The sequence below is a fragment of the Mesorhizobium sp. WSM4935 genome (assembly GCF_029625735.1).
Classification (GTDB): Bacteria; Pseudomonadota; Alphaproteobacteria; order Rhizobiales; family Rhizobiaceae; genus Mesorhizobium.
This window is the reverse complement of record NZ_JARTVR010000015.1, coordinates 45,793-64,209: the sequence shown is the minus strand read 5'-3', so window position 1 is coordinate 64,209 and position 18,417 is coordinate 45,793. Positions and strand designations below refer to the sequence as shown.

At 65.0% G+C, this 18,417-nt stretch carries 19 protein-coding genes and 1 tRNA gene; 13 read left to right on the top strand and 7 right to left on the bottom strand.

What is annotated here, in order from left to right; genetic code table 11:
- The first annotated feature begins 122 nt into the window (after nt 1-122).
- The 8 genes from P9273_RS26310 to P9273_RS26275 all read left to right on the top strand — a co-directional run bounded on the left by P9273_RS26310 (nt 123) and on the right by P9273_RS26275 (nt 7,632).
- Complete coding sequence (locus P9273_RS26310; RefSeq protein ID WP_278051394.1) at nt 123-941, top strand: chromate resistance protein ChrB domain-containing protein; 819 nt, start codon at nt 123-125, stop codon at nt 939-941.
- On the top strand, nt 938-2,323 hold the full coding sequence (chrA, locus tag P9273_RS26305; protein ID WP_278051393.1) for a chromate efflux transporter: 1,386 nt from the start codon (nt 938-940) through the stop codon (nt 2,321-2,323). The genes P9273_RS26310 and chrA overlap by 4 nt, the downstream gene beginning before the upstream one ends.
- A gap of 246 nt (nt 2,324-2,569) precedes the next feature.
- A complete protein-coding gene (locus P9273_RS26300) occupies nt 2,570-2,779 on the top strand; it encodes a hypothetical protein (protein WP_278051392.1) in 210 nt (69 codons plus the stop codon).
- Between the two features lie 16 nt (nt 2,780-2,795).
- Nucleotides 2,796-3,365, top strand: a complete 570-nt coding sequence (locus P9273_RS26295; RefSeq protein WP_278051391.1) for a sigma-70 family RNA polymerase sigma factor — start codon at nt 2,796-2,798, stop codon at nt 3,363-3,365.
- Complete coding sequence (locus P9273_RS26290; RefSeq protein WP_278051390.1) at nt 3,352-4,281, top strand: anti-sigma factor family protein; 930 nt, start codon at nt 3,352-3,354, stop codon at nt 4,279-4,281. The genes P9273_RS26295 and P9273_RS26290 overlap by 14 nt, the downstream gene beginning before the upstream one ends.
- A gap of 105 nt (nt 4,282-4,386) precedes the next feature.
- Entirely contained in the window at nt 4,387-4,794 is a 408-nt protein-coding gene (locus tag P9273_RS26285; protein WP_278051389.1) for a hypothetical protein, read from the top strand.
- Between the two features lie 404 nt (nt 4,795-5,198).
- Nucleotides 5,199-6,089, top strand: coding sequence for an adenylate/guanylate cyclase domain-containing protein (locus tag P9273_RS26280; RefSeq protein WP_278051388.1), 891 nt, complete (start codon nt 5,199-5,201; stop codon nt 6,087-6,089).
- Between the two features lie 136 nt (nt 6,090-6,225).
- Nucleotides 6,226-7,632, top strand: coding sequence for an NAD(P)-dependent oxidoreductase (locus P9273_RS26275; protein WP_278051387.1), 1,407 nt, complete (start codon nt 6,226-6,228; stop codon nt 7,630-7,632).
- A 43-nt stretch (nt 7,633-7,675) separates the two neighbouring features.
- On the opposite strand, the gene P9273_RS26270 is transcribed toward P9273_RS26275, so the two are convergent.
- Both P9273_RS26270 and P9273_RS26265 read right to left on the bottom strand, forming a co-directional pair.
- A tRNA-Arg gene (locus P9273_RS26270) sits at nt 7,676-7,752 on the bottom strand.
- A gap of 126 nt (nt 7,753-7,878) precedes the next feature.
- On the bottom strand, nt 7,879-9,042 hold the full coding sequence (locus P9273_RS26265) for a M20 aminoacylase family protein (protein ID WP_040998661.1): 1,164 nt from the start codon (nt 9,040-9,042) through the stop codon (nt 7,879-7,881).
- A 230-nt stretch (nt 9,043-9,272) separates the two neighbouring features.
- On the opposite strand from P9273_RS26265, the gene P9273_RS26260 reads away from it, so the two are divergent.
- Together P9273_RS26260 and P9273_RS26255 are read left to right on the top strand one after the other, a co-directional pair.
- On the top strand, nt 9,273-10,436 hold the full coding sequence (locus P9273_RS26260; protein WP_278051386.1) for a D-alanyl-D-alanine carboxypeptidase family protein: 1,164 nt from the start codon (nt 9,273-9,275) through the stop codon (nt 10,434-10,436).
- 8 nt (nt 10,437-10,444) lie between these two features.
- Nucleotides 10,445-11,566 carry a CobW family GTP-binding protein gene (locus P9273_RS26255; RefSeq protein WP_278051385.1) on the top strand — a complete coding sequence of 374 codons (1,122 nt, stop codon included), beginning with the start codon at nt 10,445-10,447 and terminating at the stop codon, nt 11,564-11,566.
- Between the two features lie 18 nt (nt 11,567-11,584).
- On the opposite strand, the gene P9273_RS26250 is transcribed toward P9273_RS26255, so the two are convergent.
- The 5 genes from P9273_RS26250 to P9273_RS26230 all read right to left on the bottom strand — a co-directional run bounded on the left by P9273_RS26250 (nt 11,585) and on the right by P9273_RS26230 (nt 15,546).
- Nucleotides 11,585-11,836, bottom strand: coding sequence for a sulfurtransferase TusA family protein (locus P9273_RS26250; protein WP_278051384.1), 252 nt, complete (start codon nt 11,834-11,836; stop codon nt 11,585-11,587).
- Between the two features lie 66 nt (nt 11,837-11,902).
- Nucleotides 11,903-13,198, bottom strand: a complete 1,296-nt coding sequence (locus P9273_RS26245; RefSeq protein ID WP_278051383.1) for a L,D-transpeptidase family protein — start codon at nt 13,196-13,198, stop codon at nt 11,903-11,905.
- Nucleotides 13,199-13,407: 209 nt separating this feature from the next.
- The gene (locus P9273_RS26240; RefSeq protein WP_040998652.1) at nt 13,408-14,358 is read right to left on the bottom strand and encodes an acetyl-CoA carboxylase carboxyltransferase subunit alpha; all 951 of its coding nucleotides are present in this window, start codon (nt 14,356-14,358) and stop codon (nt 13,408-13,410) included.
- Between the two features lie 100 nt (nt 14,359-14,458).
- Nucleotides 14,459-15,373, bottom strand: coding sequence for a site-specific tyrosine recombinase XerD (locus P9273_RS26235; protein WP_278051382.1), 915 nt, complete (start codon nt 15,371-15,373; stop codon nt 14,459-14,461).
- A complete protein-coding gene (locus tag P9273_RS26230; RefSeq protein WP_040998648.1) occupies nt 15,370-15,546 on the bottom strand; it encodes a hypothetical protein in 177 nt (58 codons plus the stop codon). Before P9273_RS26230 ends, P9273_RS26235 begins: the two co-directional genes overlap by 4 nt.
- Before the next feature lie 189 nt (nt 15,547-15,735).
- Here P9273_RS26230 and P9273_RS26225 point away from each other — a divergent pair, with 189 nt between their 5' ends.
- Genes P9273_RS26225 through P9273_RS26215 form a run of 3 tightly spaced genes read left to right on the top strand, consistent with a single transcriptional unit; the run spans nt 15,736 to nt 18,400 of the window.
- On the top strand, nt 15,736-16,365 hold the full coding sequence (locus P9273_RS26225; protein ID WP_040998646.1) for a shikimate kinase: 630 nt from the start codon (nt 15,736-15,738) through the stop codon (nt 16,363-16,365).
- Nucleotides 16,362-17,507, top strand: a complete 1,146-nt coding sequence (gene aroB / locus P9273_RS26220) for a 3-dehydroquinate synthase (RefSeq protein WP_278051381.1) — start codon at nt 16,362-16,364, stop codon at nt 17,505-17,507. Before P9273_RS26225 ends, aroB begins: the two co-directional genes overlap by 4 nt.
- On the top strand, nt 17,504-18,400 hold the full coding sequence (locus P9273_RS26215; RefSeq protein ID WP_040998642.1) for an HlyC/CorC family transporter: 897 nt from the start codon (nt 17,504-17,506) through the stop codon (nt 18,398-18,400). Before aroB ends, P9273_RS26215 begins: the two co-directional genes overlap by 4 nt.
- Nucleotides 18,401-18,417 lie beyond the last annotated feature (17 nt).

Here is an 18,417-nt window from a genome sequence, read left to right as displayed (position 1 = left end):
TTGAATTCTTGACAATCGCGGGGGACCGTTCCAGCATTCTCGCAAGGGGTTTCTCGCGATGACCCCGTGAGGCGTCAGCCCAACGATCGCGTCCAGGCTCTCTTGTTCAGGAGGTGGACGCCATGCCATCAACAACCGCAATCACCGTTCCGCAACTTTCCCGTCTCGTCGGCCTGCCCGACGCGCCTTGCCTGATCGATGTGCGCACCGACGAGGATTACGAAGCCGACCCGCGCCTGTTGCCGGCGTCATGCCGGCGCGATTTCAGGACCGTCTCGACCTGGGCTGCGGAATTTTCCAGGCGCAAAGTCGTCGTGATCTGTCAGAGAGGGCAGAAGCTCTCGCAAGGCGTTGCCGCATGGCTGCGTCATGAAGGCATTCCGGCGGAGTCGCTTGAAGGCGGCTTCGAGGCCTGGGCCGGCGCCAAGGCGCCGCTGGTCAACGCCGGCGCGATCCCGCCGCGCGACGAAAAGGGACGTACGGTATGGGTCACACGGTCGCGGCCGAAGGTCGACCGCATCGCCTGCCCCTGGTTGGTCCGCCGCTTCGTCGATCCCAAGGCGGTTTTCCTGTTCGTCGATCCGGCCGAGGTGCCTCTGGTCGCAGACCGCTTCGGCGCGGTTCCGTTCGATATCGAAGGCGTGTTCTGGAGCCACCGCGGCGATCGCTGCAGCTTCGACACGATGATCGAGGAATTCGGCCTGCGCGTCGATGCGCTTGACCGCCTGGCGCTGATCGTGCGCGGCGCCGACACGGCGCGCCTCGACCTCGTGCCGCAGGCGGCCGGGTTCCTCGCCGCCTCGCTCGGCCTGTCGCGCATGTTCCGCGACGATCTCGAGCAGCTCGACGCCGGCATGCTCCTCTATGACGCCTTCTTCCGCTGGTGCCGCGATGCCACCGACGAGACGCATAACTGGCCGGTCGGGGGCAAGGCACAATGACATCCCTCACCAAGGACGGCACCGTGCCGACGGTCGATGTCGCGGCCGTGCCGAGCTTCCGCGAGGCGACGCGGCTCTGGGCCAAGATCGGTCTGCTGTCCTTCGGCGGGCCTGCCGGGCAGATCGCGTTGATGCACAAGGAACTGGTCGAGGAACGCCGCTGGATCGGCGAGGAGCGTTTCCTGCACGCGCTCAACTATTGCATGCTTCTGCCTGGGCCCGAGGCGCAGCAGCTTGCCGTCTATGTCGGCTGGCTGCTGCACCGCACCGCAGGCGGGCTCGTCGCGGGCATCCTGTTCGTGCTACCCGGCGCGCTGGTCATGCTTGGCCTGAGCACCTTCTACATGCTCTACAACGACGCGCCGGTGGTCGCGGCGCTGTTCTTCGGCGTCAAGGCGGCGGTGCTCGCCGTCGTCGTCGAGGCGGTGATCCGTATCGGCAAGCGGGCGTTGAAGAACCGCGCCATGGTGGCGATCGCCGTGGCGGCCTTCCTCGCCATCTATGTCGCCAAGGTGCCGTTCCCCCTGATCGTACTCGCAGCCGGGGTCATCGGCTGGACCGGCAACCGCTTCGCGCCGGGGCTGTTTTCGGGCTCGGCGCATGGCAAGGGCAAAACCGCCGACACCCGGGGCGTGGTCGACCTGATGTTCGAGCGAGGCGAACTCGGCCACACCATGCCGAAGCGAGGGCACGCCATCCGCACCGTCGCCATCTGGCTGCCGGTCTGGCTGGGGCCGGTGGCGCTAATCGCCTTGCTGGGGGGGGCAGGCAGCGTGTGGGCGCAGATCGGCGGTTTCTTCAGCCTGATGGCCGTCGTCACCTTCGGCGGCGCCTATGCCGTGCTCGCCTATGTGGCGCAGGCAGCGGTGACCTCGTTCGGCTGGCTTTCGCCTGGACAAATGGTCGACGGGCTGGGACTTGCCGAAACGACGCCCGGGCCGCTGATCCTGGTGCTGCAATTCGTCGGCTTCGCCGCTGCCTATCGCCATGCCGGCATGGCCAGCCCGCTACTTGCCGGATCGCTCGGTGCGGCGCTGACGCTCTGGACCACCTTCGTCCCCTGCTTCTTCTGGATATTTCTGGGCGCGCCCTACATCGAGCAGCTCAGGCAGAACAAGGCGTTGGCGGCGGCGCTGGGCGCGATCACCGCGGCGGTCGTCGGCGTCATCATGAATCTTGCGCTGTGGTTCGCGCTGCATGTCGTGTTCGGCAAGGTCGCAAGCGTCGGCTGGGGCGTGGAGGTGCCGGTCCTGTCCTCGCTCGACTGGCGCGCCGCGCTGCTCTCTGCGGCGGCGATGGTCGCCGTGTTCAGGTTGAAACTCGGCATGCTGCCGACGCTGGCGGCCTCGGCGCTGGCCGGGCTTGCGCTGCTGGCGCTGTAGGGCCATCCGCCTCCGATCACATTAGCGTGAACGAAAAGGCCGACCGGCCGGGAATAAACGGCCCGGTCCGCCGGTCTCCAGGGTATGCGCCCTTGTGCGCAACAGCAGGAGACCGTCATGAAGCGGCACGAAGACAAATACGCACGCGCTGAAGAGGGCGAAGGCCTCAGCCGCCGTCGTTCCTTGGAGCGTTGCGGTTGCGCGTACCTGTTCCGGCCGGTACCGCCCCGCGGCCGGCCCTGATCCGTGCCGATCGCAACCGTCGAGATCCACGACCATGATGGCGAGCATCCCGTTGCAGCCAGCGATGCGCCGTCCCCTTCCGAGGCGCCCCTTGCTTCCGAGACCCTTGACTCCGGTGACACCAATGCCTTCTCCTCCCTCGAAGCAGGCGCCATCGCCTGCGGTCGCGATCTTTTCCCGCACGAGCAGGGACAGATCGTCGCCTCCCGCTGAGGACGGCGGCAGACCCATGGCGGGAGAGCCCGGCGGCGGAACGGTGTTGAGCGAAAAGATGCTGGCCGCGCGTTTCGCCGAAGTGGTGCTGCCGCATCTTGGCGATGCGCTGTCGCTCGCCCGCTGGCTGACCGGCAATCAGGCCGATGCCGAGGATGTCGTGCAGGAGGCCTGTCTCAAGGCGCATGCGGGCATTGCCGGGTTCGCTGGGGGAAACCCCCGCGCGTGGCTGCTCACCATCGTGCGCAACGCCTCCTATACATGGATGGCGAAGAACCGTCCGCGCAGCGTGGTCGCCGTCGGCGACCTCGCCGATCTCGACGATGTGTCGCCGCCGCCGGACAATGACGACGGCCCGGAGGCGGCGCTGATCGCCAAGGCGAATTCGGCGGCTGTGGAGGCGGCGATGGCCGGGCTGCCGCAATCCTTCCGCGAAACGCTGGTGCTGCGCGACATAAACGGCCTCAGCTACCGCGAAATCGCCGCCATGCTCGGCGTGCCGCAAGGCACGGTGATGTCGCGGCTGGCACGGGCTCGTGGCCTCTTGATGACGGAACTTGGAGGGCGCCACCATGAGCCCGCATGAAAATCGCCCGCGTGAGGATGGATTGCCGCAAGACCCGCAGGATATGAAGCTGATGATCCACGCCCTTGTCGATGGCGAGCTCGATGCCGCGGCCGCTTTGGCGGTCGAGCGGCGCATGGCCGCCGATCCGGAGCTTGCTGCCGAGCATGCGCGGCTGGTGGCGCTGCGCGGCGCTCTCGCCAGCGTGCCGCGCCCGACGGTCAGCGACGATTTCCTGACGCGCATCGCGGCGATCGGCGCGGCAAAAGACGCAGAGGATGTGGAAGCCGCACGGGCTGGGCCCGTAAAGGCGGAAGTGCCGCCCTCCGTTCAGCCGCAACAGCAGAGCAACGTCGTCGAGATGCGGCCGCGCGCGGCACGCTGGTTCAACTCTTTCGACTGGCGCCAGATGGCGGCCTCGATCGTGCTGACGGCGTTCCTCGCCAGCGGCGCGACGCAGTGGCTGGCGACGGCGGACAATGGCGCCGAGAGCTTTGCGGTCGCCGTCGCCAATGGCCATCGCCGCAGCCTGCTCGCGGCGAGCCCGGTCGACATCGTCTCGTCCGACCGCCACACGGTGAAGCCGTGGCTCGACGGGCGCATCGGCGTGTCGCCGCCGGCACCTGACATGGCCAAGGATGGCTACGCGCTGCTCGGCGGACGTGTCGAGGTGATCGGCGACAGGCCGATGCCGGCGCTGGTCTACCGCCATCACGAGCACCTGATCACGCTGGTGGCCGCGCCCCGGCAGAACGAGGCCAAATCGGTGCCGGTGGCGGACGATCTCTCAGCCGGCGGCTTCCTTCTGGTCCACTGGACCGACGATGCCTTCGCCTACTGGGCGATTTCGGATGCCGAACGCCCGGCGCTGGACGATTTCGTCACCCGCTTCCGGGCGGCGATCATCGCCAATCCGGCGGCCGGCAGCCCGGGCTAGCTCGACTTGCGTGTGTCCTCATGCACGCCGGATCGCCCGAGTTGAATTCTGGCGCGGCTTGCAGCAGAGTGGCGCGGCAGCCGGTGATCTTTGCGGGAAGATCGAATGCGTTCCATTGTGGCTTTTGCAACGGTCGTGCTCTCGAGCAGTTCGGCACTCGCTTGCGATATCGGTCCTCAGGCAAATGTGGCACTCGAGCCGAAGGACCAGACGGTCTTGATATCGCTGGGGAAAGCCATCGACGCGCAAGAGCTGCTGAAAGGCGCGCATGTCGCCGCGCTGTTTTTCGAGCCCCCGGGCGCGCTGACGCTCAATGGGTCCGAAGCGCAAACATTGTCGCAGGCCCTGGTGGGCTTACACAAGGCAACGGCCTGTCACGCCGACGGGGTCATGATGGAAAGAATCCTCGAAGATGACACCCCTGGCATCAGATTTCTAAAGCACATCGAGGGATGCTGGCTGACGCCTGCGTCGACAATCAGTAACACCAGCGGCCGGTTGGCAAGCCGATGAGGCGACCCAACGCTTCGCAGGCCGATCCGGTCACCCTGCATGACAGGTGTGGGAGCCCCGTAGCTGCGCTCCGTGCAAAGATCGTCCGTCGCGCGGCGTGGCGCGGCCACTCGCATCGATGGTCGAGGGGAATGCTGCGGCTGCGCGTCATCATGCCTGCGGCAGAAAGCTATCGGCTTGCAGGGCGCATGGCGGCCAGCGGGAGCGCGATCGCGATTTGCGCAAATCTCGTGGAGAAGCGTGTCGTTTGGCGGGACGAACGAAGGCAGATGCCTGTCCGTCCGCGACAACCGCGCCAAAGCACTTGCCCCGTGGCGCCTTGCGGCCCCCGGCGCGCAAGTAGGTAGGTCAAGGTCGACTTAGGTGTGTTATACACGCTGCGTTCTCGGGGCGGATACGAGTCGATGGATCAGGAGAGACTTCTAGCCGCAGTCCTCTTGGCTGACGTCGTGGGCAGCACGCCGCTCTATGAGCGCATCGGCGACGATGCCGCTCTGCAGCAAATCTCGAATTGCCTCGACGCGATACGCGCGATCGTCGCCTGGCACGGCGGTGATTTCATTTACTCGAAGGGCGATGACGTGCTCAGCCTGTTCGATAGGCCGGAGGCGGCGCTGAAGGCCGTCTGCGAAATCAGCAGCCAACTGACGAAAGGGCCATTGCGATCCCGGATCGGATTGCATTTCGGGGCGGTGATTCGCGCGCGGGGCGCGGTATTCGGCGATGTTGTCAATGTCACCGCAAGGTTGTCCGCCACGGCCAACCCCGGGGAGGTCTTGATCAGCCAGAGCTTCTTCGAAGCCCTTTCCGCGGGCAGCCGCGGTGCCTTGCGGCTCCTCGACAAAATGGCCTTCAAGGGGAAGCAAGAACTCTTCGATGTCTATACGTTGGGGAGCGACGATGGCGCCCTCACCACACACATCGCCAGGCGGGGCACCTTTGTCGACAGGCGCTCCGCCTTATCGCGTCAGATCAATCTGGTCATCCGCTATGGCGATCTGTTGCAATCCTGCCGAAACAACGAATTCGTGACGATCGGCCGATCTCCGGAATGCGATATCGTCGTCCAGCGGCCCTGGGTCTCGCGGCACCATGCGACCTTCACCATTTCGAATGGCAAGGCCTGGCTTATCGAGCGAAGCTCGTCGGGCACATTTGTGTCGATGGGGACCAACCAAGAAGTATTCGTACGCCGCGAAGATATTCTCCTCTTCGGCTCCGGCATCATCTCGCCTGGACGCAGATCCTCCCTCGGCGATGCCCAGAACCTTCATTACGAAATTATCTCAGGATGACCGGCTGAGCCATCTGACTACGATTCTGCCTCCTCAGGGCAGATCTCTCGCTTGCGACCCGTATATGCCGCTTCGCGTCGGTCCATCCAATAACGGATTGGAGTAGCTGGAGACAGCTGCAGGGAAACGACGCGTCATGACATCAGCCAATATTCTGATCTGCGATTTTGTCGGGCTGCGCTTTGGCGCGGACGGCAATCCCGACCACAGTGAGGTCAAGGCCTATATCGAAGCCAAGGGTGGCGTGTTCCACCAGACGGGCATCGCCAAGGCCGGCGTCCTCGACCCCGGCAGACTGCATTTCTTCTACCAACCGCAATTGAGCACGCGCGACGAATTGTTGGCCGAGGCCAGCGACGGCCGCTACGACGCTGTCATCGCCGCCGCGACCTTCATTCCGGCCGAGGCCAGGTTTCGCCTCGGCGGCGTACGCATCGGCGCCGGCACCGGCAATATGGGGTCGGCATCGTGGGGCGGAGGCAGCGGAGAAGGCGGCGAAGCGCCGTTGATGAACACGCCGGGCATCAACAGCCGCGCCACAGCGCAAATGGCCATGAAGGCGCTGCTGAAAGTCAGGCCGGATCTTCCCGTGGACAAGCTCAACAGCCTGGTCGCCAGTGGGCAGTTCGATACGGGAAAGGACCTGCGCCATTATCCGACCGAGAAGCTCGAAGGCAAAAGGCTGGCGGTGGTCGGCTATGGCAATATCGGCCGGGAATTCGCCAGGCTCGGCCAGGCCTTCGGCATGCGGGTCACCATTTATGCGCGGCCCCGCCACCGGAAGTGGATCGAGCTGGAAGGCTTCGATTATGCCGCAACCATGGTGGACGCGGCGCGCGACGCGGACGCGCTTTCGGTCCACCTCGGCCTGGGAGCCTTCGATGCCGGCCGGCAACGATACGCCAATGCCGGACTGATCGGAGACGAGGTGCTTTCCGTTCTCAACCACGGCGCCGTGCTCATCAACTATGACCGCGGCGAGCTGGTCGACGTGGCGGCGCTGGAGCGCGCGCTGGCGTCGGGGCGCATCTCCCATGCGGCGATCGATGCGGATCTGTTCAATGACGGCGGTACGGTTTCGGGACCGATGCTGCCCTATCTCAAGCTGGTCGAAGCCTATGGCCAGCGTTTGGAACTTCTCCCCCATGCCGCGGCCGATACCGATCATCCCTCCCGCGTCGCGGGCGCCAAGCAGGCCGTCGATCAGATCTACGCCGCCATCGTCGAGCACCGCGTTCACAATCTGAAAGGGTCGCTGCCTCCGGGCTTCGTCGACATGGGAGCGAAAGTCCCGCCCGGCATCGGCGGCGTCACATCTCGGCATTTGGCGGCGCTGGCCGATGATCAGGCCGTGGCCGCCGATCTCGCCCGGTCGAGCGCTGCTGTCGCCGCTTTCTGGGAACGCATGCTGGCTGCGTCCGAGCAGGAACGACCGGCATTGATCGCTTCCGGAGGCGAAGCGTTCGCCGAGGCCGCGAACCGCCTCTCCACACTTATGCGGACGCATCATCTTTCGGGGCCGTTCAGTTCAGGATCGCTCTGACGCCCATCGTGCGGCGATCTGCTCGCCAACCCCTTGAGAAGCTTGGTGATCCCGACAGGAATCGAACCTGTGACCTACAGATTAGGAATCTGCCGCTCTATCCTACTGAGCTACGGGACCACGCGGCCCGACACATAAACGCTTCGGGCCGGTTCGCCAAGGGGCATGCTGACCCCCTCAGGCTGTAACTCATCTCGGCAAGGCCGAGCGGTACGGCGGACGCTTGCCGCCTTCGCGCGCAGGCGCTCAGGCGGCCAGAGCGGTTTCGGCCAGCTTCACCCAGTAGCTCATGCCGTGCGGGATGACCTCGTCGTTGAAGTCGTAGGCCGGGTGATGCAGACCGGCCGAGTCGCCGTTGCCGATGAAGATGAAGGCGCCGGGACGGGCTTCCAGCATATAGGAGAAATCCTCGCCGCCCATCACCGGCTGGATGGCGCGGTGGACATGGCTGTCGCCGGCGATGTCGGCGGCGACATCGCCCGCAAACGCGGTTTCCTCGGCATGGTTGAAGGTGACGGGATAATTGGCGTCGTAATCGACGTCGATGGTGGCGCCGAAGGCCGCGGCGAGGCCGGCGCAGAGCGCGCGAATGCGCTCTTCCGACTTCTTGGCCACTTCCTTCTTCAGCGTGCGCACGGTGCCGGCGATCTCGGCGCTTTCGGGAATGACGTTATAGGCGTCGCCGGCGTGGAACTTCGTCACCGACACCACAACGGCCTCGACCGGATCGGTGCTGCGCGAGGCGATGGTCTGCAGCGCGCCAACCAGCTGGCTGGCGATGACGATTGGGTCGATCGTGCCGTGCGGCATCGCGGCATGGCCGCCGCGGCCCCTGACCGTGATGGTGAATTCGGCCGTCGCGGCCATGATCGGGCCGGGCTTGATGGCGAACTGGCCGACCGGCAGGCCCGGCATATTGTGCATGCCGAACACTTTCTCGATGCCGAAGCGCTCCATCATGCCGTCCTTGACCATCTCATTGCCGCCGCCGCCGCCTTCCTCGGCCGGCTGGAAGATCACGGCCACGGTGCCGGCGAAGTTGCGCGTCTCGGCAAGATATTTGGCGGCGCCCAAGAGCATCGCGGTATGGCCGTCATGGCCACAGGCATGCATCTTGCCGCGCACGGTCGAGGCCCATGGCTTGCCGGTGATCTCGTCGATCGGCAGCGCGTCCATGTCGGCGCGCAGCCCGATCGTCGGGCCATCGCCCTTGCGGCCGCGGATGATGCCGACGACGCCGGTCTTGCCCAGCCCCGTCACCACGTCGTCGCAGCCGAAGGCCTTCAGCTTCTCAGTGACGAAGGCGGCGGTCTGGAACACGTCGAAATTCAGCTCCGGTGTCTGGTGCAGATGCCGTCGCCAGCCGGCGACTTCTTCCTGCATTTGCGCGGCTCGGTTCAGAATCGGCATGATCGTTCCATCTCTTGATTGATTGGCGGCAGTCGGTTCAGAGCCGATGCTCAGCAATCGTGATTGTCAATCGTGATGTCTAGCACTTTGCCATTTTGGCGACACATAGGGTAAATAGCACCGCAACAATGCGGTCCGGGATGAGGGTCGGCCGCATTATGCTGGCGATGAGTAACGAAATCTTACGGAGCCAGCGGCGATTACGGCAAGAGGCGATTTCGGATTTGATCATGCGGCAAAGGCATTTCCTCAACCTGTTGCTGACAGGCGCGCTGGCGATTGCGGCCTTTGCCGGTGCGGCTCGAGCCAACCCGGTCGTGCTTTTCGACCTCAAAAGCGGGTCCATTCTGGAGCATCAGGACGCGTTCAAGCGCTGGTATCCGGCTTCTCTCAGCAAGCTGATGACGGCCTATGTCGCCTTTCGCGCGATCCAGGCCGGCGAGGTAGCGCTCGATTCGCCGATCAAGGTGACGAAGCATTCGGCCGGCGAGCCGCCGAGCAAGATGGGTTTCAAGCCCGGCTCGGTGATGCGGCTCGACAATGCGCTGAAGATGATGCTGGTCAAGTCGGCCAACGACATCGCCATGGCCGTCGGCGAGAATATCGGCGGATCGCAGGCCGCGTTTGCCGACCGCATGAACGCCGAGGCGGCGCGGCTCGGCATGGTCGGCACGCATTTCGTCAACCCGAACGGGCTTTTCTCGCCCGAGCAGTATACGACCGCCCGCGACCTCGCCGTGCTGGTGACGGCGCTGCGCAATGATTTTCCGCAATATGCCCCGTGGTTCTCGATCGAAGGCCTCGCCGTCGGCAAGAAGGCGCTCCCGAATTACAACCTGCTGATCGGGCGCTATCCGGGCGCCGACGGCATGAAGACCGGTTTCGTCTGCTCGTCGGGCTTCAACATGATCGGTTCGGCAACGCGCAACGGGCGCACCCTGGTGGCCGTGGTGCTTGGCGAGAGGTCGGCGATTAGCCGCGCCGAAGCGGCGGCAAAGCTGCTCGACAAGGGTTTCGACATGCCCGCCGCCACTTCGACCACGCTTGCGGCGCTCAAGCCCTATGGCGACACGCTGTCGCCCAACGACATGCATGACGAGATCTGCAAGAAGAAGCCGAAGGAGGAGCAGTCCGAGGCTGCTCCCGAGGTCGCGGCCAAGGGCAAGCCGAAATCGCCCTATCAGGTAAAGCTTGAGCACCCGACGCTCATCGCCGTCGGCCTGGGTGGCGCCACAGGGCCGGCGCCCAAGGCGTTCGTCGATCAGGCCGATCAGAACTATGCCGATGTGCCGCTGCCGAGCTGGCGGCCAGACAGGCCGGCGCCGGCCGGCGCCGAGCCGGTGGCAACCGCCGCCGCAGGGGCGCAGGGCGACCAACCAGCCAAGGCCAACTGAGCTGCGTCATGGGTAGCGGCTTTCCCATTCCCGTTTCGGTGCTCACCGGTTTTCTCGGCGCCGGCAAGACGACGCTGCTCAACCGGCTGCTCAAGGATCCGGCGCTTGCCGACACGGCGGTGATCATCAACGAGTTCGGCGAGGTGGCGATCGACCATCTTTTGGTCGAGCAGGCGTCCGACGGCATCATCCAGCTTTCCGACGGCTGCCTGTGCTGCACGGTGCGCGGCGACCTCGTCGACACGCTCGCCGACATCGTCGACCGGCTGCAGACCGGCCGTATCGCGAAACTGGCCCGTGTCGTCGTCGAGACGACAGGCTTGGCCGATCCGGCGCCGGTGCTGCAGTCGATCATGGCGCACCCGGCGCTGGTGCAGGCTTTCCGGCTCGACGGCGTCATCACGCTGGTCGACGCCGTCAATGGCGAGGCAACCCTCGATGCCCATGTCGAGGCGGTGAAACAGGCGGCGGTGGCCGACCGCATCGTGCTGACCAAGACCGACCTTGCCGACGCGGCCGAGGTCGAGGCGTTGCGGGCGAGGCTGAGGCAGATCAATCCGGGCGCCCTCCTGCTCGACGTCAACGAGGCCGGCACGGGCGCCGCGGCGCTGTTCAATTGCGGTCTCTATGACCCCCAGACCAAGTCCGCCGACGTGCGGCGCTGGCTTGGTGAAGAGGCGGCGCATGATCATCACCATGATCATCATCACCATGACGGCGATCATGATCATGGTGCTGATCATCATCATGAGCATCGCCACGATACGCGCGTGCGCACGCACTCGCTCGTCCATGACGGCCCGGTGCCGTTCTCGGCGATCGAGATGTTCCTCGATCTTCTGCGCTCGACGCATGGCGAAAAGCTCTTGCGCATGAAGGGCGTCATCGAGCTCGCGGAGGATCCGTCGCGGCCGCTGGTCATCCACGGCGTGCAGAAGATCCTGCATCCCCCGGCGAGGCTGCCGGCCTGGCCGGACGGCCAGCGCGGCACCAGGCTGGTGCTGATCACGCTCGACATGCCGGACGATTACATCCAGCGGCTGTTCGCCGCCTTCACCAACAAGCCGTCAATCGACACGCCGGACCGGGCGGCACTCGAAGCCAATCCGCTGGCAATAGCCGGGTTGTAGGCCGACAACGACGCCGGCTCAGGCCGCGCTGCCGCGCTCGACCAGGAAACGATGGCCGCCCGTCACCGCGGCCGTTTCGACCAACTGGTGACCGGCATCGGCGCAGAAGGCCGGGATATCGATGACCGCGAGCGGATCGGTGGTTTCCAGCCAAAGCCGGCTACCGGGCCGCATTGCAGCAAGCCGCTTGCGGGCTTTCAGCACCGGCAGCGGGCAGTTCAGCCCCTTGAGATCGTAGATGGCCGGCGGCTTCGCCTTTTGTTCAGGCATGTCCTGATCCCAAACCGCCTTAGGTCAATGCCCGGGGGCATGCTTTGGGCGGCATGCATAAAGGTCTCAGCCGCCGAACATGCCGAGCAGCTTCTTCTTCAGTTTCGACACGGTGCCCTGATCGGCGTCGGCGGCCTGCACTTCCTGCGCCGGCTGGGCGGGCGCGGTTTCGACTCCGGCCGTGACGACCGGCTGCTGCGCCGCTTGTTTGGCGGCTTCCTTCTCGGCCACGGCCTGCGCCTTAGCCTGTTCCTTGGCGGCCTTGGCCGCCGCGATCGCCGCCAGACGCTGCTCCTCGGCCTTGCGCTTGGCTTCCTTCTCCGCGTCGAGGGCGGCCATCTTGCGGCCAAGCGGGGAATCGATACGGCCCATGCGGGTCGTCTCGGTCACCGAGCCGTCGGCGTTCATGGACGGCGGTTCGATCGGCACGCGCTCGCCGCGGGCCCGGCGCTTCGACCAGTCGGAAACGAGGCTGGCTTCCTTGATGCCGGCAATGGTCGGCTTCGGCGGCGGCGTGCTGGAATTGACAGCTGCCTTGAAGGCCGCGTCGTAGCGCTTTTCGTAGTCGGCATAGGCCGTTTTCAGCGAGTCAGGCTGCGTCGTCGCGGGGCAGGGGCCGGTCGGATCGAAGGTCGTGCCCTCCGGCGCCACCTGGTTGAAGACGTAGCGCTTCTCGCAGACGTCGACCTTCGGCGGCACCTTGGTGATCTCGAAATTATCGTAGCCGACCTTCAGCATCTTCCAGAACTCGTAGTTCGGGTCGTTGCGGTAGCGCGCCATGTTGGCGGCGGTCATGCGAAACGGAAAGGCCTGGATCTGGAACTCCGTCTGGCCACCCTCGAAGGCGTCGCGGCCGAAGGCGTAGATCTGCTCGATCTGCGCGTCCGTCATCGAGTAGCAGCCGGACGACGAGCAGGCGCCGTGCACCATCAGGTTCTGGCCGGTACGGCCGTTGGCGCGGTCGTAGGCGTTGGGGAAGCCGATGTTGAAGGACAAATGGTAGTGCGAGCGCGGATTCATCTGCGAAGGACGAACCGTGTAGAAGCCTTCCGGCGCCTGGCGGTCACCCTCGGTGTATTTGGGGCCGAGCTTGCCCGACCATTTGCAGATGTCGTAGGTGGCGACGAGATCGTAGCGGCCATTGGTCTTGGCCTTCCAGATCTCGAGCTTGCCTTCCTCCTTGAAGATGCGGGCCATCACCGAGGAGGTGCGCACCATGCCCTTGGCCTTCATGTCGGCCAGGATCTTGTCCGGCAGCGGCTTGTTGGCCTCCGGCGCGAAATCCTTCATCGAGGAATCGTTGCAGCCGGCGACGCCGATGGCGGCGATCAGGGCTCCGGTGCGGGCAAGCTTGGCAAACATCGATGCGGCTACGTCTCTTCTCTCGGGCCAACGGCTCTCGGCATGGCCGGGCCCGCAGGCTGAACACCAGTAGACCGTAAGCCCGTTAACCTTGAAAATTCCTTACCGCAAGCCTTCGCAAACCCCTCACGGCAAATCCCATTGAGCCGAATCCGGCGGCATTTTTGTGGCAAAAATGCTCATCTTGGCCACAGTTGAACGTTGGCGGGTCAGAGACTGCGCCCCATCGCCAGGTATTTCTCGCGGCGCTGCTCGCGGAAATCGGTATTGGCGCCGGCAAAATCCTTCATCGTCCGGGCGATAAGATCGCCTGTGGAGGCAATCACCGTTTCTGGCGCGCGCTGGGCGCCGCCGATCGGCTCGGGAATGATGGCGTCGATGATCTTCATCTCGAGAAGATCCTGCGCGGTGATCTTCATGTTCGTCGCCGCGTCCTTCGAGCGGGTGGTGTCCCGCCACAGGATCGACGCCGCGCCCTCGGGCGAGATCACCGAATAGATGGCGTGCTCCAGCATGTAGACGCGATTGGCGGTGGCGATCGCGATGGCGCCGCCGGAGCCGCCTTCGCCGATAACCACCGAGATCGACGGCACCTTCAGCGAAAGGCAGGCCGAGGTCGAACGCGCGATCGCCTCGGCCTGGCCGCGCTCCTCGGCGCCGACGCCGGGATAGGCACCGGCCGTGTCGACCAGCGTCAAAAGTGGGATATTGAACCTGTCGGCCAGCTCCATCAGGCGCACCGCCTTGCGGTAGCCCTCCGGCCGCACCGAGCCGAAATTGTGCTTGATGCGGCTTGCCGTGTCGGAGCCCTTCTCCTGGCCGATGACGGCCACCGGCTCGCCGCGGAAGCGGGCGAAGCCGCCGACGATCGCCTGGTCGTCGCCGAAATTGCGGTCGCCGGCCAAAGGCGTGAAATCGGTGAAGAGCCCTTTGATGTAGTCGACGCAATGCGGGCGGTCTGGATGACGCGCGACCTGCACCTTCTGCCAGGGGGTCAGCGCCTTATAGAGGTCGCGCAACGCGTCGCGCGAGCGCTTTTCCAGTCTGCTGATCTCTTCGCCGACATCGACCGCCTCGCCGTTCTCGGCAAGCTTCTTCAGCTCAAGGATCTTGAGCTCCAGATCCTGCACCGGCTTTTCGAAGTCGAGGTAGTTGTACATGCTTGAGCGGACCGATCCGTCGGAAGGCAAATGGCTGGCGGAACCGCTGAAATGCCGGCTCCGGGCGGGGGAACGTCGCCCTCACATAGCGATATGAGGCCTAGTCGGCAAGCGGATGATGATCGTTGACCAGCCGCACCAGCCGCTCCTCCAGCACGTGGGTGTAGATCTGAGTGGTCGAGATATCGGCATGGCCGAGCAGTTGCTGAACGGCTCTGAGATCGGCGCCGTTCTGCAGCAGATGACTTGCAAAAGCATGGCGAAGCACATGCGGCGAGATCTCGGCTGCAGCTATCCCCGACCGCGCGGCCAAGCCCTTGAGATCGCGGGCGAAAACCTGCCGCGAGAGATGGCCGCTGTCGGAAGAGGCCGGAAACAGGAACGGACTCTCGGCGAAGGCCGGCCGCCCGGCCCTGGCCGCAAGCCAGGCGCGCATGGCGGCGCGCGCCTTGGCCGAGAGCGGCACTATGCGTTCCTTGTCGCCCTTGCCGCGCACCATGAAGAAACGGTCGTCGCGCAGCGCCACCGTCACCGGCAGTCCGACCAGCTCCGACACGCGCAGCCCGGTGGCGTAAAGCACCTCGACCAGCGCGTGCAGGCGCAACGCCGCCAACCGGTCACCATCCGGTCCGGCTTCGGCCGCCTCCTGCGCCGCCCGGTCGAGCAGGCGGCCGGTCTCGGCCTCGCTCATTGTCTTCGGCAACGGACGGCCCTTGCGTGGGCTGTCCAGTGTGCCGGTCGGGTCATCGCCGCGCAGGCCTTCGGCATAGAGGAATTTGAAGAACTGTCGGATCGCCGACAATTTGCGCGCTTGCGAGGTCGGCGCGAAGCCCCGCGCTGCAATGTCGTCGAGATAGGCGCGGATGTCGGCCGATCCCGCGCCGGCAAGCCCGCCTTCGATCGCCTCGGAAGCGTCCTCCAGATCGCGGCGGTAGGACGAAAGCGTGTTCTCGGCCGCGCCCCGCTCGGCGCTCATCATTTCGAGGAAGGCTTCGATGCGGGCGGCGCTGCTCATCGGGCCGGGATTAGTGCTTCGTCGGTTTTCTTGGGGTTTAGTTTTTCGGCCGGAATACGGATGCTCATTTCCGCCTTTCTCGGCTCCACGAACATCGCCAAGGCGAACATCACGCCATAGGCAATGCCTGCTAGAACCGCCAGCGTCACGACGAAGCGAAACAAAGTCGGCATTCAATTTTCGCCCGTCTTGTTGTTCTGCGTTTCCAAAGCCCTGTGCCCTTATGGGACGCCAATCCAGGCAATTCAAGGACGAAGGATTCCGGTCGCTGCAGGTTTTCCCGGAAAAGCTTCCTGGACCTTTGTCCGGCTGTGCTTGACGCAAACAGGCTTTTGATGTCGATACGGCGCAAAGAGGCCCCGATGAACGCTTTGTCACCCAATCCGACGGACGAAGGCCGTGCCGCGCTGATCGAAGCGCTCGGCAGCCGTTCGATCGTCTTCGTCGGGCTGATGGGGGCCGGCAAGACGGCGATCGGGCGCAAGGTGGCGACGATGCTTTCGCTGCCTTTCATGGACAGCGACCAGGAGATCGAAAGCGTTTCGCGCATGACGGTGCCGGAGCTGTTCGAGCGCTATGGCGAGCCGGAATTCCGGGCGCTGGAGCAGCGCGTGATCCTGCGTCTGCTGGAGAACGGACCGCAAGTGCTGTCGACCGGCGGCGGCGCCTTCATGAACGCGCAGACGCGCGAGGCGATTTCCGCGCATGGCGTATCGGTCTGGCTGAAGGCCGATCTGGACCTGTTGATGGAGCGCGTCTCCAAGAAACAGAACCGGCCGCTGCTCAAGAATCCCGATCCGCGCGGCGTGCTGGAGAAGCTGATGGGCGAGCGCTATCCGGTCTATGCCACGGCCGACCTGACCGTGCCGACGCGCGACGACCGCAAGGAGATCATCGCTGGCGAAGTCGTCGCGGCGCTTTGCGCCCATCTCGGCGTTGAGGCGATCGCGACGGGCGCTACGGGCGCCACAACCGACGAGGTGCAGTCGTGAGCCATGCCGAACCGGTAAAGGTCGAGGTCGGGCTCGCCGACCGCGCCTATGACATCCTCATCGGCTCGGGGCTACTTGCGCGCTCCGGCGAAGAGATCGCGCGCCGCCTTCCCGGCATCCGGGCGGCCATCGTCACCGACGAGAACGTCGCCGCCGCGCATCTCGACGCGCTGAAGGCAGGGCTGGGGAAAGGCGGCATCCAGTCCGCCGTCATCACATTGCCGGCGGGCGAAAAGACCAAGAGTTTCGCCCATCTCGAGGAGGTGGTCGACGGCGTGCTGGCCGCAAAGCTCGAACGCCGCGACGTGGTGATCGCGCTCGGCGGCGGCGTCATCGGCGACCTTGCCGGCTTCGCTTCCGGCATCGTGCGGCGCGGCATGAATTTCGTGCAAATTCCGACCTCGCTCTTGGCGCAGGTCGATTCCTCGGTCGGCGGCAAGACCGGCATCAACAGCACGCGCGGCAAGAACCTTGTCGGCGTCTTCCACCAGCCCAGGCTGGTGCTCGCCGACACGGATGTGCTCGATACCCTGCCGATCCGCGAGTTCCGCGCCGGCTATGCCGAGCTCGCCAAATACGGGCTGATCGATCGCCCGGCCTTCTTCGCCTGGCTGGAACAGAACTGGCGGGAGGTTTTTTCGGGCGGTCCGGCGCGGGTCGAGGCGATCGCCGAGGCCTGCCGCGCCAAGGCCGACGTCGTCGCCCGCGACGAGTTCGAGACCGGCGACCGCGCGCTGCTCAATCTCGGCCACACATTCGGCCATGCGCTGGAAGCCGCCACCCAATATGACGGCGCGCGCCTCGTCCATGGCGAGGGCGTCGCCATCGGCATGGCGCTGGCGCATCGTTTTTCAGCGCGGCTCAACCTGGCGAGCCCGGACGACGCGGAACGCGTGGAGGCGCATTTGCGCGCCGTCGGCCTGCCCTGGCGGATGGCCGATATTCCGGGCGGGCTGCCCGACGCCGAGGCGCTGCTCGGCTTCATCACCCAGGACAAGAAAGTCTCGCGCGGCGCGCTGACCTTCATCCTGACGCGCGGCATCGGCCAGTCGTTCATTGCCAAGGACGTGCCGCCCTCGGAAGTGCTCTCCTTCCTCAAGCTGAGCCATCCCGGAAGGCTCAAAGTGAGCCATCCTAGATGACCGGCGCCGGCTGGATCGTCGCCGCCGTCCTCGCCGCCATCGTGCTTTTGGCGCTTCTGTTCCGCGCCCGCTTGCTTGCCGCTTGCGGCTACGCGCTGCGGCCGATCGAGCCGCCGCAGCGATCCGAGCGCAACGGCAAGGATGAAGACGGCGACGATGCCCGCCGCGAGGGCGCGGCTGCCGGCGAGGAGCGCAACCGGCTCGAGGGCCTCTTCGAACTCGATGAGCTCGAAGTATCGGACGTCATGGTCCACCGCACCAATATGCGCTCGGTCAATGCCGACAATGCGCCCGAAGCGGTGGTGCGCGAGATCCTGCAGAGCCCGCACACCCGCATGCCGCTGTGGAAGGGCTCGCTCGACAACATCGTCGGCGTGCTGCATGCGAAGGATCTGCTGAGAGCCCTCAACGAGGTCGGCAACGACTTTTCGCGGATCGACGTCATGAAGATCGCGGCGAAGCCGTGGTTCGTGCCGGATACCACCACCTTGCAGGAACAGCTTAACGCCTTCCTGCGTCGCAAGGCGCATTTCGCCATCGTCGTCGACGAGTATGGCGAGGTCGAAGGACTGGTGACGCTTGAAGACATTATCGAAGAGATCGTCGGCGAGATCGCCGACGAGCACGATATCGACATGCAGGGCGTAAAGAAGGAAGCCGACGGCTCGGTCGTCGTCGACGGCACGGTGCCGATTCGCGACCTGAACCGCGCGCTCGACTGGGACTTGCCCGACGAGGAGGCGACGACGATTGCCGGTCTCGTCATCCATGAGACGCAGTCGATCCCGGAGGAGAAGCAGGCTTTCACCTTCCACGGCAAGCGTTTCGTGGTGATGAAGCGCGACAAGAACCGCATTGCGAGGTTGAGGATCAGGCCCGCCGGCGAGGGCTGAGGCGACCTGAGCTACGA